At 50.0% G+C, this 17521-nt stretch carries 16 protein-coding genes; 5 read left to right on the plus strand and 11 right to left on the minus strand.

Annotated features, from left to right (window positions below):
* From J4G02_10150 to J4G02_10160, 3 genes are all read left to right on the plus strand, one after another.
* Positions 1 to 188: hypothetical protein (locus J4G02_10150; GenBank protein MCE2394934.1), on the plus strand; the 188-nt coding region annotated here is incomplete at its 5' end.
* Positions 189 to 482: 294 nt separating this feature from the next.
* Positions 483 to 2348 carry a 3D-(3,5/4)-trihydroxycyclohexane-1,2-dione acylhydrolase (decyclizing) gene (gene iolD, locus J4G02_10155; protein MCE2394935.1) on the plus strand — a complete coding sequence of 622 codons (1866 nt, stop codon included), beginning with the start codon at positions 483 to 485 and terminating at the stop codon, positions 2346 to 2348.
* Positions 2349 to 2656: 308 nt separating this feature from the next.
* Positions 2657 to 3583 carry an SIMPL domain-containing protein gene (locus tag J4G02_10160; GenBank protein MCE2394936.1) on the plus strand — a complete coding sequence of 309 codons (927 nt, stop codon included), beginning with the start codon at positions 2657 to 2659 and terminating at the stop codon, positions 3581 to 3583.
* A gap of 1 nt (position 3584) precedes the next feature.
* Here J4G02_10160 and J4G02_10165 read toward each other — a convergent pair whose 3' ends face one another.
* The 11 genes from J4G02_10165 to J4G02_10215 all read right to left on the minus strand — a co-directional run bounded on the left by J4G02_10165 (position 3585) and on the right by J4G02_10215 (position 16285).
* On the minus strand, positions 3585 to 3935 hold the full coding sequence (locus tag J4G02_10165) for a cell division protein ZapA (GenBank protein MCE2394937.1): 351 nt from the start codon (positions 3933 to 3935) through the stop codon (positions 3585 to 3587).
* A gap of 16 nt (positions 3936 to 3951) precedes the next feature.
* Positions 3952 to 4806: a shikimate dehydrogenase gene (locus J4G02_10170; protein ID MCE2394938.1), complete on the minus strand. Its 855-nt coding sequence runs from the start codon at positions 4804 to 4806 to the stop codon at positions 3952 to 3954.
* A 26-nt stretch (positions 4807 to 4832) separates the two neighbouring features.
* Positions 4833 to 8384, minus strand: coding sequence for a 2-oxoacid:acceptor oxidoreductase family protein (locus J4G02_10175; protein MCE2394939.1), 3552 nt, complete (start codon positions 8382 to 8384; stop codon positions 4833 to 4835).
* A gap of 3 nt (positions 8385 to 8387) precedes the next feature.
* The gene (gene recN / locus J4G02_10180) at positions 8388 to 10103 is read right to left on the minus strand and encodes a DNA repair protein RecN (protein ID MCE2394940.1); all 1716 of its coding nucleotides are present in this window, start codon (positions 10101 to 10103) and stop codon (positions 8388 to 8390) included.
* A 396-nt stretch (positions 10104 to 10499) separates the two neighbouring features.
* Positions 10500 to 11369 (minus strand): NAD(+)/NADH kinase, encoded by an 870-nt coding sequence (locus J4G02_10185; GenBank protein MCE2394941.1) that lies wholly within the window; start codon positions 11367 to 11369, stop codon positions 10500 to 10502.
* Between the two features lie 34 nt (positions 11370 to 11403).
* A complete protein-coding gene (locus J4G02_10190; protein MCE2394942.1) occupies positions 11404 to 11664 on the minus strand; it encodes a hypothetical protein in 261 nt (86 codons plus the stop codon).
* Positions 11664 to 12122 (minus strand): HEPN domain-containing protein, encoded by a 459-nt coding sequence (locus J4G02_10195; GenBank protein ID MCE2394943.1) that lies wholly within the window; start codon positions 12120 to 12122, stop codon positions 11664 to 11666. The genes J4G02_10190 and J4G02_10195 overlap by 1 nt, the downstream gene beginning before the upstream one ends.
* On the minus strand, positions 12074 to 13102 hold the full coding sequence (locus J4G02_10200; protein ID MCE2394944.1) for a DUF368 domain-containing protein: 1029 nt from the start codon (positions 13100 to 13102) through the stop codon (positions 12074 to 12076). The genes J4G02_10195 and J4G02_10200 overlap by 49 nt, the downstream gene beginning before the upstream one ends.
* Positions 13103 to 13122: 20 nt before the next feature.
* Complete coding sequence (gene surE / locus J4G02_10205) at positions 13123 to 13896, minus strand: 5'/3'-nucleotidase SurE (GenBank protein MCE2394945.1); 774 nt, start codon at positions 13894 to 13896, stop codon at positions 13123 to 13125.
* Complete coding sequence (locus J4G02_10210; GenBank protein ID MCE2394946.1) at positions 13893 to 15122, minus strand: tyrosine--tRNA ligase; 1230 nt, start codon at positions 15120 to 15122, stop codon at positions 13893 to 13895. Before J4G02_10210 ends, surE begins: the two co-directional genes overlap by 4 nt.
* A gap of 146 nt (positions 15123 to 15268) precedes the next feature.
* A complete protein-coding gene (locus tag J4G02_10215; protein ID MCE2394947.1) occupies positions 15269 to 16285 on the minus strand; it encodes an Rpn family recombination-promoting nuclease/putative transposase in 1017 nt (338 codons plus the stop codon).
* Between the two features lie 233 nt (positions 16286 to 16518).
* Between J4G02_10215 and J4G02_10220 the strand changes: the two genes are divergently transcribed.
* Complete coding sequence (locus J4G02_10220; protein MCE2394948.1) at positions 16519 to 17187, plus strand: ABC transporter ATP-binding protein; 669 nt, start codon at positions 16519 to 16521, stop codon at positions 17185 to 17187.
* An 18-nt stretch (positions 17188 to 17205) separates the two neighbouring features.
* Positions 17206 to 17445, plus strand: coding sequence for a hypothetical protein (locus J4G02_10225; GenBank protein MCE2394949.1), 240 nt, complete (start codon positions 17206 to 17208; stop codon positions 17443 to 17445).
* The last annotated feature ends 76 nt before the right edge of the window (positions 17446 to 17521 follow it).

Genomic DNA, 17521 nt, shown 5'->3' on the forward strand with positions numbered 1-17521 from the left:
TAAAAGGTGCGCCCGTGCGCCGGTTGGATTTGGGGCATCAGCCCGCAGGGTATTACACAGATCAGGCAAAGGCAGCCTATTGGGACGGTCGTAATGACAGTGGAGAATCCGTCGCTAGCGGAGTCTATTTCTATCAAATCCGTGCGGGGCATTATACTGCGTTACGCCGGATGGTCATCCTCAAGTAGTCCCCCTCGACTTCGCACCCAATGCTTCGCTTCCTCACCAAATTTGCCTAAAGTCAACAAAACCCGTAGGTCGAGATTCATATCTCAACATCGAAACGTCAATTAGTGAATTGCTTCAGTATGTCCCTCTTTTTTCCTGTCGTGTGAGTTTATCACCTACCCAGCAGAACAATTGTGTGATAAAATCTATTGGGGTGGAAAATCGGTTTCAAGTGATGTCTATTTCTATCGACCCCGTGCGGATGAGTATACCGCTTTACGACGAATGGTGATTCTAAAATAAAGGAGGCAACGATGAAAACTCAAAGATTGACGATGGGGCAAGCTGTCGTCGAATTTCTCAAAAACCAATATGTTGAACGCGATGGCGTCGAACACCAGTTTTTCGCGGGTATGTTCGGCATCTTTGGACACGGAAACGTCGCTGGAGTAGGTCAGGCGCTACATCAGTACGCAGACTCATTCAGGTTCTATCAGACACGCAATGAGCAGGCGATGGTGCATACCGCTGCGGCGTATGCGAAGATGAACAACCGCCTACGCACCTTTGCGTGTACCTCTTCGATTGGACCTGGCGCGACCAACATGGTGACCGCCGCTGCCGGTGCGACCATCAATCGGATACCTATCCTGCTGTTGCCGGGTGACATCTTCTCAACACGGCTCGTCGCTCCCGTCCTACAGCAGCTCGAATCGCCTAGTTCACAGGATATTTCGGTGAACGACTGCTTCAAGCCCATCTCACGCTACTGGGATCGAATCAACCGCCCAGAACAGATTATCACCGCGCTGCCAGAGGCGATGCGTGTGCTGACCTCGCCGGCGGAAACAGGTGTCGTCACAGTGGCATTGCCACAGGACGTACAAGCCGAAGCCTACGATTATCCGTCCGCGCTGTTTGAAAAACGGGTTCAGACGATTCCCCGCCCACGCGCCGACCTGAACGCGCTAAAAGAAGCTGCCGAATGGATTCGTGCCAGCAAGAAACCTCTTATCATCGCAGGCGGTGGCGTGAAATACAGTGAGGCAACGGACGCGCTCGCTCGTTTCGCTGAACAGACCGGCATCCCCGTCGCTGAAACATTTGCAGGCAAAGGCTCACTCCGCTATGACCACCCACAATGCTTAGGGAGTATGGGTGTCTCCGGCACACTGGGTGCGAATACCATCGCCCGCGACGCAGATCTCATCATCGTGGCGGGTTCCCGCTTGAGCGATTTCATTACCGCCTCGAAGACCGCGTTCCAAGATCCAGATGTGCGCTTCATCACCATCAACGTGGCGGAGTTTGACGCCGCCAAGCACGCGGCGCTACCACTGACTGCGGATGCGCGTGTAACACTTGAAGAACTCGGTGACGCTGTCCAAGGCTATCATGTCAATCTGGACTACGCCGCCCAGATCGCTAAATTGCGTGAGGACTGGGACGCCGAAGTCGACCGAATCTATCATCCAGATCAGACCGAGATCCTCAGTCAAGGCGAGGTCATCGGCGTGGTAAACGAGTTCTCAGATCCGAAGGATGTGCTTATCGGCGCGGCGGGCAGTCTACCGGGTGACCTCCAGAAACTGTGGCGCACTCGCGATCCCAAGGGATATGATGTCGAGTTCGGCTACTCCTGCATGGGCTACGAAGTTGCGGGCGGTCTGGGAATCAAGATGGCAGACCCAAGCCGTGAGGTCTACGTGCTGGTCGGTGATGGCTCGTACCTGCTGATGGGACAGGAGATTATGACCGCGGTTCAGGAAGGGTACAAACTGACCATTGTGCTGGTGAACAACTACGGTCACAGCAGCATCGGCGGGCTTTCTGAAGCAACCGGCGCACAGGGATTTGGAACGAAATTCCTCTATCGTAACGATGCCACAGGTCAACTTGATGGAGGCGTGTTGCCGGTGGATCTGGTTGCGAACGCCGCGAGCCTCGGCGCACACGTCATTGAAGCGGATTCGGCAACAAGCCTGAAAACAGCACTTGGCGAGGCAAAAATATCTGATCGTACAACGGTGATCAAGGTCGATGTCGATTTCGAGAAGCGCGTCCCCAGCTACGAATCGTGGTGGGATGTGCCGATCGCCGAAGTCTCTGAGGTGGACACTGTGCAGCAGGCTTACGAGGAATACGAGACCGCAAAGCAGAAGGAACGTTATTTTCTGTAAAGTAGGTCGAGATTCATAGCTCGACATCTTCCTATGCGATGATCACAGTTTCGGAAACCTGTGGCTACGAAAGATTGTCGATTTTGGAAAATCGACCTACAGACCAATGTAGGGGCAGGTCTTGTGCCTGCCCAAAACACACATAACCGCCAGACCATAGGGTAACCACAAGGGTTACCCCTACAAATCTATGAAATATCAAGTTGAATAGAGTAGGGCAAGATTCACATCCCGACAGAACAGTCGGATTTTTGAGTCGGGATAGGTTTCACCTTGTCCCGACTCTATATCATCAGGAGATTTTATCCATGAAAGTTAAATTTATCTATCCTCTTGTCTGTCTGATGATACTGTTGAGTGGGTGCGCTGCAGATGAGGGAACTAAGCCGGAAGAAGAGACCGAGCTCACCGTTGCTGAATTGACCCCACTTCTAAACACACAAGCAGGGATTGATTTTGTCGCATCCCCACGCGATGTAAATCAGGATGGGAGTATAGACCTGTTCGATTTAGTGATAGTAGCAGGCAGTTTGGGCAACGACGTGGAGGTTTCGGTTGAACCGGGGGAACGCACCATAGAGGTCATCAATAGGGAGAAAACAGAAAAAACGGTTCGTGTGTCCGGCACCGGTATCGTCGCGGGGGACCCCGATGTGGTCGTGCTGAGTATCGGTGTTTCGGTGGAAAGGGACTCCGTGAAACAGGCGCGGACAGAAGCCGCTGAAGCGATGGCGGGGGTAATCGAATCGTTAAAAGGCAACGGTCTCATTGATACGGACATTCAGACCCAGCATTTCAGCATTCACCAGCGGTACGACTATAGCAAAGGTAAGCGCGAGTTTCGCGGATATAACGTGACAAATACCGTCTCTGCGAAGATCCGCGATTTGGACACTGTTGGGAATGTGATTGATGATGCAGCGGAAGCAGGTGGGGATTTGGTGGAGATCAACTCGATTCAGTTCACAATCGATGACCCCACGAAATTAAAAATGCAGGCTCGCGTGGCAGCGATGCAGGACGCACAAGCAAAAGCACAGACGTTAGCGACTGAAGGTGGAGTCGCGCTTGGAAAACCAATTTCCATCTCCGAGTCGGAGGATTATTATCCGCCGGGACCTGTCAGTTTCGAATTCGCATTCGCTAAAGACGCAGCAGCGGCGGTAGAAACACCCATCCAATCTGGTCAACTCCAGATCTCGGTAAGAGTGAATGTTACCTACGAAATTGAATGATTTATACGTTATCGAATGTTGTAGTGGGTTGGCCTGATTCAGGAGCAGATTTACCTTCGACCGCTTTCTCAAGCTCCTCGATCATGCGATGGATCGATTGCTGGAACCGTTTCTGATCTTCGCACATCTGCGCCGCAATTTGCAATGCGACCATGATCGCGATATCGAACTTATCACGTGAGGTCTTTCGACTCATTTCGTGCAGCCGCCCATCTACGTAGGCAGCCAACTGGCGAATATCTTCCGCCGGTAAATGTTCAGTTGGTTGTATTAGATACTGCGAATGAAAAATATCCACCTTAATTGGCGCGGATGTCGGGGGGCTTGTAGAGAAAGAATTTTCGATACTCATAATTGACCTCTCACTTCTAATCAAATGCACCTTGGAGTGCTTGCCGCATGGTTTCCACAGGCGGATTGACGCCCGTCCATTTCTCGAAAGCAATCGCTCCTTGATGGACAAGCATACCTAAGCCGCCGATCGTGTGACAGCCCTTCTCCGCCGCAGCTTGTAGAAGGCGCGTCTTGGGAGGCGTGTAGACAATATCGTAAACGATGGGTTGTGGTGCTAACCACTCAGGATCAATCAACAACGGGTGCGAAACATCCATACTGGTGGATGCTGTATTGACAATTAACTGACTCGTTCCCACAGCGTCTGGTAGCTTGGAATCATCAAGCCCTATTCCGTAGATTGACGCGTCTGTTTTCTCTGAAAGATCCGTGGCAAGCGCAACTGCTCTTGAAACGGTACGATTGGTAATGCAAATCGTCTGCACCCCAGCAAGGGCAAGTGCAACGACAATCGCACGTGCTGATCCACCCGCTCCAATTATGACAGCCGAACCCCCGTGAGGCACATCAAGTCCCTCTTCCTCCATTGCTTGTAAGAAACCGGGGGCATCTGTATTCTCGCCGATAATTCCGCCGTCTTTGAAAATCAGCGTATTAACGGCACCGATGAGCGTCGCTTCCCTTGATATCTCATCAAGGTACGAGATCACGTTTTGTTTGTGTGGAATCGTTACGTTGATACCGACTACATTGGTTGCCTTGAACCCCTCAATCGCCGCGCCTAAATTGTCAGGCTGAACCTGAAAGGGCACATAGACATAATCCAATCCCAGTGCGGTAATTGCTGCGTTATGTATCTGCGGAGAGCGACTATGTTTGATCGGGGCACCGATAATGCCAACGATTTTCGTTTGACCTGTGATTTGCATGGCATGTGAAGTGAAATGTGAAAACCTTATGCGTTACGCAATAATTCTTCGACCTTTTTTCTGGCGTTTTCCATCTTTGGATAACGCACCTCTCGATAGCCACGCACCTCTTCAGGGACTGCTATCGCACTGACATGATCTTCATAGCTCTCTCTATCGTGTGGTGCAAAGGTATCAATCACTTCAGCGATATACCAATCTCGGAACACTTTTTCTAGTTTATGCCATTGCGATAGCAAACGTCTGAGGAAGCGCATCCGTTTCATTAATCTTAACTGCCAGTTCTTAGTATTCATGTCCCACTGAAGATCTCGACCCATAATGGTGAAACGGGGGCGGTTGAGGTGGAGATACTTAATCTTATCCCCATTCGATTCATCGACGTTGTACAACTCCTTGTCACGCCTTAATTTAGCCTCGCTGGTGAGCAGGTGTGCCACATATACTTCGTCCTTGATGAGCATAACCTTATGCAGATATTTGATCGCAGCTTTCGTTGCGCGGTAGCCCATCTCAGCCAAATCTTTGGAATGGACCCCTTTAATCTTTTCAACATACAGACGGGCATATTCCATACCCTCGAATTGAATGAGATCGTACACATACAAGGCAAAACTACGATGGGTTTCATCGTCCAATTCCAACCTTTCGACTGTCTGCTGAACAAGCACCTCATATTCGTGGGCGAGCGCTGCACCGCGTCGCCTGCGTGTTAAACTTTCGCATTTCTCTCGGAGTAAAGTTTTGTACGTCTGCCGCTGCGGTGCCGTCGCAAAAGCGTCTGGCTCCACAGCCAGCCGTCTGCCCATGTTAAAAGCGCGCTGGTTCGTTTCCAGATCCGCAGGTCTGACAGCCAATTTTAACCCCGATTGAATGGATTCAAGTTCAAGTGGCAAATGCCCTCGTTGAAAAGCAACACCGAGCAGCATCATGTTGGCATAGAGCTTATTTCCGAGATATTTTTCCGAAATCTCGAACACATCTGCCCCGAAATAAGCATCTGCATCAGTGTAGCGCTGTAACCAGTTCTCCAGATCCGCAAGTTTGAAGTCGTCCTGACCGATGAGGGTCGTGACCGTATCCGTTTTAGCGGTATTAACGATGGCAGCCGTTCGATCGGAGGACGCAACACAGAATCCAGCTTGGGCATCAAGACCACGCACCGCTTCCAACATATCCATGCCGAGCAGTAGATCTGCTTTCCCGTAGGGAATAATCGGAGAGAGTTCCACCGCTGTTTTTGAGTAAATAAGGTTTGTGTAGACCCCTCCGTTACGAATTGCCAATCCCTTCTTGTCGAAAAACCTCACATGATACCCTTGGGCTCGCCCCGCAAGTACCAGAACCTTGGAGATTGTACCAATCCCCATCCCACCAACGCCCGCGGCGTGGACGCTCCATGTCCCCTCGAAGGTACGTGGTGACGGTAGAACCTCTGTAGAAGCGGCTGACATAACGCGCAGATCGACCTGTTGGCGCGGTGGACGCTTGCGGGTGATAGTTACCTCCTCGAAGGAGGGACACGCCCACTTGATCCGCGCGCAGGCACCATCAGATACACAATTGGATTGATCGATCCCGATTTTCGGTCCATAGTCCGTTTCGGTGATTTTCAGGCCGGGGCAACCAGTGGCGTTGGTACACTCCAGACAGAATTCGCAGACTTCGGGGGTGATATTTATATGTTTTTCGACCGATAGGAAACCGCGTTCTTTGATCGTTTGTTGGTGTTCACGTCGCAGCCGACGCTGATAGGTGATGCCGCACTCTTTATCAGCGATGAGAATTTTGACGCCCGGCTTGAGAATCGTCTCTTCGACCAGTTTCTTGTATTCAACGCGATTTTCTGGATTTGTTCGGATGATAAAGAGGTCCGCATCGCCCGCAAGTCCTTGGACAACCTTTTCGATGTCCTGTGCAAAGGTCGGATTGCCGAGGATGTCGTCTTCTGTCGATGGCGTGGGTTGATGTCCCGTCATCCCAGTTGTCTGATTGTCTAAGATAACATAGGTCAGATCTTGACTATTTTTAATCGAATCAGAAATCGCTGACATCCCACCGTGGAAGAACGTGGAATCCCCCATAAAGACAATCTGCTTATTCGTGATGAACGGATCGATTCCGGCACCTGCCCCGCCGCCGAGCGCCATCGCCGAGAGGTTGTGCATCAAGCGCGGAAACGGCTCATACTTCAGCATCGAGTAACAGCCGATATCTCCATGAAAGACGAGGTCAACGGGAGACCGTGCGTGGTGCCTCTCCATATATTTCGGATCCATAAACTGATCGGTAATCTCTTTGAAAACACTCGCAGAGTCACGGTGTGGGCAACCCGGACAAAAAGTGGGCGTTCGTGCAGGGATATCTACCTGATGTGCCTTGACCTGTTCGAGGTGTTGTTCTTCACGGATAAGGACATCAGGATCAATTCCTATAGGTTCGTCTTTGTCCCCGAACTTATGCCGAAGGAGTGGGATCAGGTGCTGTATCAGTATTGTTGGGTTAAGTCCAAGCGAATCAGGAATCCCTTCCAAACCGTCTGGAAATTCCTTACCCCACACCTGCACCAACCGATCCATTTCGCCATTCTGATAAAATCGACCGACAATCGCCTTGATGTCTTTTTCAAGCAGCGGTCGCTTCTCCTCAATGACGTAAATCTCACGTACATGCGATGCAAATTCGCGCACAATCTCTTCATCAACTGGATGCGTCAACCCAAGTTTAAGGATTGGAATCCGTCCCTGGAACTCCAGTTCGTATAGTGCGTGTTCGAGATAGGAATACCCCAGCCCTGAAGCGATAAATCCGATCTCGTGTTCTGAGTCATTTAGGTGATAGATCTGATTCAGGTTATGTTCGCGCGCACTCTTAACCGCATTCGGGAACCGCTCCGTTAAGGTCTCAATCTCAATCCGAGGTGTGTCGGGCGGCAAAATAATCCGGTTTGAGCCGTTAATCAGTGCCGTATCGATCACCGTCTGATTCTTCGTCGAGGTCTCAGGATAGCGGTTCGGACGCAATTCCACAGTGCCGCCGCCCTCCGCCTGAGTGAGCGTGACGATGTAGGTGACATACAGATTGGATCTGGCAGAAATTTCAAAGGCAGCGCTCAACCAATCTTTCATCTCCTGAAATGTGCTCGGTTCGATAACCGGGGTGTAGAGGTGGCGGGCTAGAAAACGTGAATCCGCCGGCACTTGCGTACTTGATCCCCATGTGTCATCCCCGACGACGACAACCGCACCGCCCGTTGTCCCCGCCAAATTGCTGATCGCCAACGCATCGGAGGCCACATGCATCCCGACGTTCTTCATAAAGGCAGCAGCGCGTAAATTCGCCATTTGTGAACCGTTGAGCCTTGCGACACTGAGGGCTTCGTTGTTCCCAATCTGCGCGAGGATACCGTGTTCTTTGAGGAGTGCTGCGTTCGCTTTCATTACGTCGAACACCTCTGCCAACGGTGAGCCGGGGTATCCCGTAAGCAAATTGACCTGTCCTTCGAGGGCACCTTTGACTAGCAATTCGCAACCGGTATAAACATTTGTACCGCTCTCTTGTATAAATCTATCTTCCATACGCTATTGTCCCTCCAACAACTCCCTCGCATGTGCAAGCGTCGTTACCGTCGCTTCGCCGCCGTGCATCCGAGCCACCTCCTCAACCCGTTCTTCCGGTGTCAGGAGTTTCGCCGTGATCGTTGTGCGATTTCCGTCCTCATCTTTGTCAACCCGAAAATGCTGGTCAGCAAAACGTGCAATCTGTGGTAGATGCGTGATACAAAAGACTTGGCGAAAACGCGACAGTTCCTTTAGTTTCCGTCCGACGATATCTGCGGTGCGTCCCCCGATACCTGCATCGATTTCGTCAAAAATCATTGTCGGAATCAGATCAACTTGGGCAAGCACCGTTTTCAATGCTAACATCACACGCGAGATCTCCCCGCCGGACGCTATTCGCGCCAACGGCTTCGGTTCGGATCCAACGTTGGGAGAGATGAAGAATTCGATTTCATCCATCCCATCAGCCCGCAGTTCATAACGTTTCCCCTCAATCTCCAAGGGACCCTCAGCGGACTCAATAGGGGACACAAGGATCTGGAAAACCGCTGTTTCCATTCCCAGTGTCTGGAGTTCACGCTCAATCAAAGCTTCAAGTTGGGTCGCGGTCTCTTTCCGTTTCTTGGAAAGTTCAACCGCGAGTTCCTGGGCTTGTTCTGTCACGGCGCGAATCTGGTCCTTCAACTCTTCAATCCGCTCGGAACCGAATTGAAGCTCCTCAAGTTTCTGCGAGGCTTGCCCTTGGTAAGCTAAAATGTCGGAGATTGAATCGCCGTACTTCCGCTTGAGCCGATGGATGAGGTCCAGCCGTTCCTCAACCTCTGAAAGGCGGTGCGGATTAAACTCAATTTTATCACGATAATCGCGGATCTGATAGACGATGTCCTCCAACTCATACAGGACGGACTCGAAACGCTCGTTCAATTCTGACAGGCTGCCATCTAATTCGCAGAGTTTAGAAATGGTGCGGCTCGCTATCTTGAGCCCGTCTAGCGTCGAAGATTCCGATAGGTCGCCGCCATAGAGTTGCTCGTAGAGTTCATTGGCTGATTCAAAGAGGGTTTCTGCATTGCTGAGGAGATGCTGTTCGTTAACAAGATCCTCCTCTTCTCCCTCTTGGAGTTGGGCATCCTCTAGTTCTTCAAGTTGAAACTCTAACAGATCTTTCTCCTGAGTCGCTTCACGGAGCGTTTGGGAATAATCAGCGAGTTTTGCTTGGGCGGCGTGGAGTTCGTCGTACTTTTTACAGACTTCCGCCTTCAGCGCCTCATACCTGCCGAACGTATCAACGAGATCAAGATGGGTTTCCGACCTGAAGAGAGATTGGTGCGCATGCTGACCGTGAATATCGACGAGCAAATCACCGATTGCACTCAAGAATGTCAGGCTCACCAACTGTCCATTGGCGTGGCAACGACTGCGCCCGCTTGCATTGATCTGTCGGGATAGAACCAACGTTTCCTCTGCATCCAAAGCGTCGCCAAACTCTGAATCGTTAAAACCGGCCCACACAGGATGATCCGGAGGTAGCGCAACCGCGATCTGAATCTTGGCGTTGGTCGCTCCATCTCTGACAAGTCCAGCGTTACTGCGTTCACCGAGCGCAAGTCCCACAGCGTTTAAGATCACCGATTTACCCGCACCCGTCTCCCCGGTGAAAACATTCAGACCGGAGGAGCACTCCAACTGAAGCTCATCGATAAGGGCAACATTGCTTATGTAAAGTTCTTCAATCATGGCAACATTTAATCTCTTGATTCAGTGGGATGGTTTGTCGGTTGATAAAGATGATTGGCTCATGTTAAGAAATCGTATGGAACAACGCTCGTTGTTCCATACGAAGATTAGAATGAAGGTTTAGGCAATGGTGCGAAGCCAATTCGCCATAGATTATCTTTCAAAGTCCTTCTCCATATCGTTTATCTCATCGCATAAACGAGAAATGTCGATCTCCCGATCAACATATATCCTTCTTTTGCGATTGTTATAAACAAAAGATTCCCACGCTTCGCGTCGCTCTATTTTCGCCTAAGCCTCTGCACTTTTCCAAAGATTCAACTTTTCACCTCTCGTTCCATCACGAGCAGCTTCCGTTTCCAGCAACTGTACCAATGAACAAATAGTTTTCACGTTTCACGTTTTCCGCTTCGTTCCTTCTCCCAACATTAACTTCGTTTGTAAGACCTCATAATTGCTGTGGTGGTGAGAACGAATCAGTTGGATTGTCTTATCTGCTTTACGCACACGAATTAAGGAATTGGGAGCAACCGCGTGTGTCTCACGGGGACCATCGACAAGCAGGTTGACGCTGCTATAATCGGATTGCATGACTACCGTAATCTCTGAATCTCCGTGCGCTATAAAAGGGCGCATCGTTAATGAATGCGGCGAAATCGGTGTCAGGAGGATTGCGTTGAGATGCGGTTCGACGATTGGTCCCCCACACGCTAAGGAATAGGCGGTTGAGCCGCTTGATGTGGCGATAATCAGTCCGTCAGCGTTATAGGTGACGAATGACTCTCCATCAATGTAGGTTTCCAATTCGATGAGCTGCGTATAGTGCCGAATCACCACATCGTTGAGCGCAAAAGAGTTGGAAAATTGCTGCTCATGGTTCTCGACACTGACCTCTAACATCATTCGCTGATCAATTTTGTAATCGCCATTAAAAACGTTGGTCAAGGCAGCGTAAAGCTGGTCGCGGGGAACATCCGTGAGGAAACCGAGGCTACCGAGATTCACAGCGAGGATTGGAACATTCTCGATGTCGGGTATATGTGCAGCATCGAGAAGTGTACCGTCACCGCCGAGGACCAATAATAGCTCACACTGTGCAGCCAATTCACGCCGATTACAACCCGCACCTGCCAGACCGAGTAGCGCAGCTTCCGCATCGGGAACTAGCGGCTTTGCCTCATGCTTTCTGAGCCAATCGCAAGCCTCCGTGGCAACTTGCAGCGCGTGAGGTTTGGATGTATTAACGAAGAGACCAACTCTTTTCATAGACTGTAATTTGCTCTGGAAAAAATCCTTTCAATCAGTTTTCATGTGGAACAACATAAGGCAGCAGCGTCACGTTGAACTGATCCTCTACCTCAACCGAGAGTTTCACGACGTGCTTCCCTGTGGCACGCTTTCGTGCTGAGACATCGTTCAATTTCACTTCGATAATACCATCCGTTGCAAAAGCGTCAAGAATCTCAACCTCTGGTACAGTTTCAGCTAACCGTTGACGGTAGACTTCAACCGCGGTGGCTTGAAGTTCGGTTAGATTTTTTTTTGTGTTTTTAAGGGACATTAAATATCACCGTCCTCAATGAGTTTTTGCACGAGAGTAACAACTTGTCCAGATTCTCTAACGAGTTGTCGCGCTAACTTTGTTGTGATGATTGAATCGTCACCATAATCTGCAAAGGCACGATAAAAATAAAGGCCTTTGAAATGCTCTCGCTCTCGCCGTAGTCTTCTGCGTTTGAAACGTACCTGCTGAATGAGTATCGTGAATTGATTTTGCGTTACCTTGTGTCCCCAATTTCCAGTTTCCGAATTGGGTTGGTATCCTCGTTTAATCAATGCGCCTGTGACCGCTTGAAATGCAGCAAAATAGGCCCGACTCACCGCAGAAGCGAAATCGCCAGCTTCTAAACTATTCTGTCCCGCAGTTATCGAATCTTGTGCTTTGTTTAACCATTGCTGCCAAGTTAGTATCAGTTTCTTCGACTTTCCAGACGATAAAAGAGAAGAACCACCCCGCAGCCGATCAGAAACGCTAAAACCGTGACAACCAGATTCATGTTCGCGTGCGGAAGAATATGTGCAAGGTTAACGCGTTCCTCACCGACCATTGCATAACTGCGGAAGGGCCAAAGCCCGTATAATGAGGCAAGCATTAATCCAATTAAGAAGGACACCGTCAAATCGCGATGGCGTTCAAGGACATAATTCAGCAATCGGGTGAACGCCAACAGACCGACAACACCGCCCAAAGCGACAACCCCTATCACAATCCAGTCACGACTATCCACCGCCGCCAGTACGTCGAAATACACGCCCAACACAAGAAAGATGAAAGAGCCGCTGATGCCGGGAAGGATCATCGCAGAAACCGCAATCGCACTACACAGAAACAGATAAAGCAGCACCCCAACCGCGTGATTTGCGTCTGTTGAAACATCTTGTGATTCCCCTGTGGAACCCTCCACCTCTGTGATTGGGCTTCCGCTGAGTTGACTGTCTTGCAGTTTGTGTTTCCGTCGCTCACTCTCCAGTCTCTGTTCTCCGCTCATGCTCAGTGTTAGTCCCACCGTCAACCCCGCAGCGAGGAGAAGGGAAACAACCTCTTTGACGGTAAAACGTTTCAGCATTTTGAACGGAATGATAACAGAGGTCAGCACCAATCCAGAAAAGAAACCGTATGTCGGATCATGTTGCTCATTCAGCAGATAAATGATCAATCGGGCTGACGCGACAACAGCGAGCAGCGCACCGAAGGTAATGGCTATCAAAAATCCGAAATCAATACGATGCAGCTCCGCACGCGCTTCAGATATTGCCCCCTTTTTGAGCGGGAAAATTGCCAAGAGTTTTCTGGCAGTTGAAAATCCAATGCGGCGCAAGGCACGAATCAATCGTTCATAGATGCCAAGCATAACTGCCATCGTGCCGCCGCTCACACCGGGAATAACATTTGCCACCCCGATACAACACCCCTTGAGGACAAGCGATAAGTAGCCCAAGCCTCCTCCTCTTTTTCGGGTTAGAGTTGCATGTTCTCATCATCCAGCCAAGCCTTTAGTGGCGTGATGAGGGCGTGGTCTGTGAAGTCAAGCTGTACCGGCGTAATCGACACGCGCCGATTGTGAATCGCGTGGAGGTCTGTATCTCGTGCAAAGTCAATTTGGGTGCGCTCTCCGCCGATCCAGTAGTAGGGTCGTCCGCCCCGATCCAGCCGTGTGACAGCGTTTATACTGTAGTTCCCACGGTCTTGCCGTGTAATCTTGATGCCTTTCACATCGGAAAGCGGACAATTCGGCACATTCACATTAAGCAGGATATGGCTCGGCATCCCCTTCTCGATCACCTGCTTCGCAATGCGGCACGCAATCGCTCCCGCCGTTTTGTAGTGGAAGTCGGATTGCTGTTCTCCTACCCCCTCTAAAGCGAGGGAAACCGCAATTGACGGAATCCCTGCGAGTGTTCCTTTTTTCGCCGCTCCAACCGTGCCTGAAAAATGAATATCAGCTCCAAGATTGTGCCCCTGATTGATGCCCGAAACCAGCAATTTTGGGGGTTCAGGGAGTAGGGTCCCCAATGCAAGGTCTACGCAATCGACAGGCGTCCCATCAACCGCGTAGGCGCGGGGCCGAACCTGTTTGGCTCTGAGCGGCTGATGAAGTGTAATCGCCATGCCGACAGCGCTCCGCTCCCGATCCGGTGCCACAACATAAACCTCATCGAGGGTTTCGAGTGTCTCTGCGAGAATCTTTAAGCCCGGTGCGTCAATCCCATCGTCGTTGGTTACAAAAATCATATTTTAACCTTCGCAAACCGTCGCTTTCCGACCTGCAAGATGGCTTCCCCCTGCAACGAGACTTCCAGTCTAGGATCCGTGATTCTGTCACCATCAAGGCGAACTCCACCTTGCTGCACCAATCGTCTCGCCTCGCTGGAACTCTTGGCAAAACCGGCTTGCTGCATTAGATGGGCGATCCAGATCTTGCCGTCAGTGAGCGAGGACGCCGGAATAGCAACTTCGGGTAGATCATCGGGAAGCTGTCGATCGCGGTGTACCCTGTCAAACTCCGCTTCGGCTGCCTGTGCTGCATCAGCGTTGTGGTAGATTGTCACAATCTCGCGGGCAAGCCGTTGCTTGACTGTCTTCGGGTGAACAGTGCCGCCCGCCAATTGCTCCTCAAACTCACGAATCTCATCGAGCGGCACATCCGTTGCCAACTCAAAGTAGGTAGACATCAACTCATCGGAGATGGACATCAACTTGGCGTACATTTCGGAGGGAGGTTCGTAGATCCCGACGTAGTTCCCCAACGATTTGCTCATTTTTTCAGCCCCATCAAGACCAACGAGTAGGGGCATTAGCAGGGTTACTTGGGGTTCTTGGTCATAAGCGCGTTGGAGGTCACGTCCCATCAGGATATTGAACTTCTGGTCTGTCCCGCCCATCTCTACATCTGCTTCCAAGACGACAGAATCGTAGCCCTGACAAATCGGGTAAAGGAGTTCATGCATCCCGATCGAAGCACCGTCATGAAGCCGATTCGTAAAGTCATCGCGCTCCAATATTCGCGCCACCGTTGTTTGGGCGCTCAGTCTAATGACATCCGCAAAAGACATCTCATCAAGCCATTCACTGTTGAAAACGACGCGGGTTTTGTCTTCGTCCAGAATCATACAATACTGGTCTGCATAGGTCTTCGCGTTATGTTTGACCTCTTCCGCTGTCAGCTGTGGTCGTGTCTTCGATTTGCCGCTCGGATCTCCGATTGTCGCCGTAAAGTCGCCGATGATAAGGATAACTTCGTGTCCAAGATCCTGAAACTGGCGCAGTTTGCGTAAGACAACTGCAATGCCGAGGTGGATATCCGGTGCTGTCGGATCCAATCCAAGTTTGATCCGCAGGGGTCGTTTCTCTGTTCTGGCGGCTTCCAATTTTTGAGCGAGTTCTGACTCAGAGATAATCTCTGCCGTCCCCCTGCGTATGAGTGCCACCTGTTCGTCGATGCTCAATTCTGCCTGCACGTTGTATTCCTCAATACCTCCCCCGATAAAACATCGGGACTAAGAAGTCTGTTGTTTAGAACCTATTTCAATAGTAGGTGACAAAGCCATTTTTAGGGTATAAGATTTGCCCCAAAAATCCCGGATTTGAGATATAGCGCAGGTTCTTAGCCATCACGGTTTTGCCAATCAATTTCATCAAGGGTCTGTGCGTTCAGCACTCTCTCAAAAAGCGAGTCCAAACGGGCAAGACTCTGTATCAAGGTAATCTCATTGGTAACAGATTCAGGAACGGACTCAAATTGGAAACGTATCAGCTTGAGGAGTGCCTCCTGTTTCGCTCGTGTCTCACCTTGTTCAATGAGATGTTCAGCCATTGTCTGCGCCATGATTCCTACCTCCTCCCTGTCTGATGGCTGTTCGATTTGTTGGTCAACAAGTGTACTCAATTCTGCGTGTTCATCAGCCGGACGACGATGCAAAATCAACAATAGTAGATAGGATATCGCCCGTCGCCGCTGCTGCGCTTGTTCTTCACCAAGAGTGTTGATGTGTGACATCGCTTCGATTAGCGCAGTCCTTATCGCTTCCTTGTTCGCATGTTCTTTTTGCAAGACAGTTAGCAACCAGCCGAGGGGATGGTCAAATTTCGTTAAGTCCGATTCATCGGTCTCCTTGACACTTAGAAATAGTATATCAAACGTCGGGACAAACCGCGAAAACATATCGGGGATGTCCATTATTGCATTGAGGGTCAGCGGGGTGTGCCATCGCCGTTCGCCGGTGTAAAACAGAATCGGGAGAATCGAACGAAAACGCCACTGGCTTTTGGGGACATTGTCCGATTCCCATTCCCGGCGTTGGGAATCCCAAATCTGAGTCATGTAGAACAGCACTCGAAATCCCATTGTTGAATCAACCGTGGATTGGTGTTCAATAAGGATATAGATGAGCAGCTCGTCCGCTTCCGACTCGCTCTGCAATGGAACGCTAAATACGAGGTCGGACTCCTGTTCTCGAAGGTTGTCGGGAATAAAACTCCTGTTAATCTGTGAAAGTTGGCTGACGATTTCCACCAATCCGCGGACGTTTTCTTTGTCTTGGAACAACCATCGGGCACTCCGGTCGGGAAAATGTTCAATTCGGATATCGAAAAAATTGAGTATTTCTGTTTCTTCAGCCATAGCTCCTTAGATTTTCAAACAAGCTCTTAGAAGTAATATCATTTGAAGAGTGTGTTGGCTAATTATACTACAGATTGAAAGATTGAGTCAACAGATAAACAGGGACAATTCCGCTATCTATCCCCTTTGCAGGATTACCATTTCCAAATCGAGATCTGCGTGATATAATGTGATTAGCGTGTTACTTTTGTGAACTTTTGAAACTTTTCCCTAATTGTGGAGATTTTCAAGTTGTGATTCACGTCCAAGAACTGTGTAAATCTTTTCAGCAGAAACCGATTCTCACTGATCTGAATTTTCATTTGGAAACTGGGGATCGTTTGGCACTGTTGGGTCCAAACGGTTCAGGCAAGACACTGCTCATAAAGATTATAGCAACGCTGATTAAGCCGACCTCCGGTTCTATAGAGATTGCTGGATATGATGCGACGAAGGATCTCCGTGATGTCCGCCCACTCATCGGCTATATTCCCGAAACCTTTGAGGGATATCCTACCCTCTCTATTCAGGAATATCTTGAGTTTTTTGCTGCCGCATACAAAATAGAAAAGAGACAGCGTGCGACGGGTATCCAAGATGTTCTGGATCTGATGGATCTGGCGATGCTGCGAGACGAAAAGATCGAACACCTATCACTCGGTCAGAAACAACGTCTATGTTTAGCTAAGACCTTCTTGCACGATCCGTTGGTGTGGTTGATTGACGCACCCGTAGCGCTCTTAGATCCACAGGGGCAAGCTGAAATGGGAGCATTAATCCAAGAACTGGGCGCGATGGGAAAAACGGTGATTCTGGCGACAAACAGTCTGACCGAGGTGATCACCCCGTGCAACCGTGTCGGCATCTTGAGCGAGGGGCACTTGGCATTTTACGGAGAGATGCGCGACATCTCCGAGCGGTAAATCGAAGTCACGTCGGATATGGAGGCGGCTCAAGCGATTCTGGAGGAAAGATCGGATATAATTTCCCTACAAACTACGGACGCGCTCATCCAGATCGAATCACATATGACGGAGGCAGAAGCCAATAACTTACTGAAAGATTTGATTCGTGGCGATGTCACGGTTTCACGTTTTCAAAGGGTTGAATACGGATTAGCGGATCTCTTTTCAGATATTACGAATCCTATGGACTCTGACGGAGGAACCTCACAGGAATAACGGTATGACTGAATATGAACATGAAAGAACGTCCCAATCATAAACAATATATTGAGATTCTTCGGCGCATGACGCC

Source organism: Candidatus Poribacteria bacterium (assembly GCA_021295755.1).
Taxonomy (GTDB): domain Bacteria; phylum Poribacteria; class WGA-4E; order WGA-4E; family PCPOR2b; genus PCPOR2b.

What these genes read in the sequence shown, in the direction of transcription:
- J4G02_10170 (MCE2394938.1), bottom strand. Translation starts at nt 4,806, where the DNA reads ATGCAAATCACAGGTCAAACGAAAATCGTTGGCATTATCGGTGCCCCG.
- J4G02_10165 (MCE2394937.1), bottom strand. Translation starts at nt 3,935, where the DNA reads ATGAGTATCGAAAATTCTTTCTCTACAAGCCCCCCGACATCCGCGCCA.
- J4G02_10190 (MCE2394942.1), bottom strand. Translation starts at nt 11,664, where the DNA reads ATGTCCCTTAAAAACACAAAAAAAAATCTAACCGAACTTCAAGCCACC.
- surE (MCE2394945.1), bottom strand. Translation starts at nt 13,896, where the DNA reads ATGATTTTTGTAACCAACGACGATGGGATTGACGCACCGGGCTTAAAG.
- recN (MCE2394940.1), bottom strand. Translation starts at nt 10,103, where the DNA reads ATGATTGAAGAACTTTACATAAGCAATGTTGCCCTTATCGATGAGCTT.
- iolD (MCE2394935.1), top strand. Translation starts at nt 483, where the DNA reads ATGAAAACTCAAAGATTGACGATGGGGCAAGCTGTCGTCGAATTTCTC.
- J4G02_10160 (MCE2394936.1), top strand. Translation starts at nt 2,657, where the DNA reads ATGAAAGTTAAATTTATCTATCCTCTTGTCTGTCTGATGATACTGTTG.
- J4G02_10175 (MCE2394939.1), bottom strand. Translation starts at nt 8,384, where the DNA reads ATGGAAGATAGATTTATACAAGAGAGCGGTACAAATGTTTATACCGGT.
- J4G02_10215 (MCE2394947.1), bottom strand. Translation starts at nt 16,285, where the DNA reads ATGGCTGAAGAAACAGAAATACTCAATTTTTTCGATATCCGAATTGAA.
- J4G02_10225 (MCE2394949.1), top strand. Translation starts at nt 17,206, where the DNA reads ATGGAGGCGGCTCAAGCGATTCTGGAGGAAAGATCGGATATAATTTCC.
- J4G02_10185 (MCE2394941.1), bottom strand. Translation starts at nt 11,369, where the DNA reads ATGAAAAGAGTTGGTCTCTTCGTTAATACATCCAAACCTCACGCGCTG.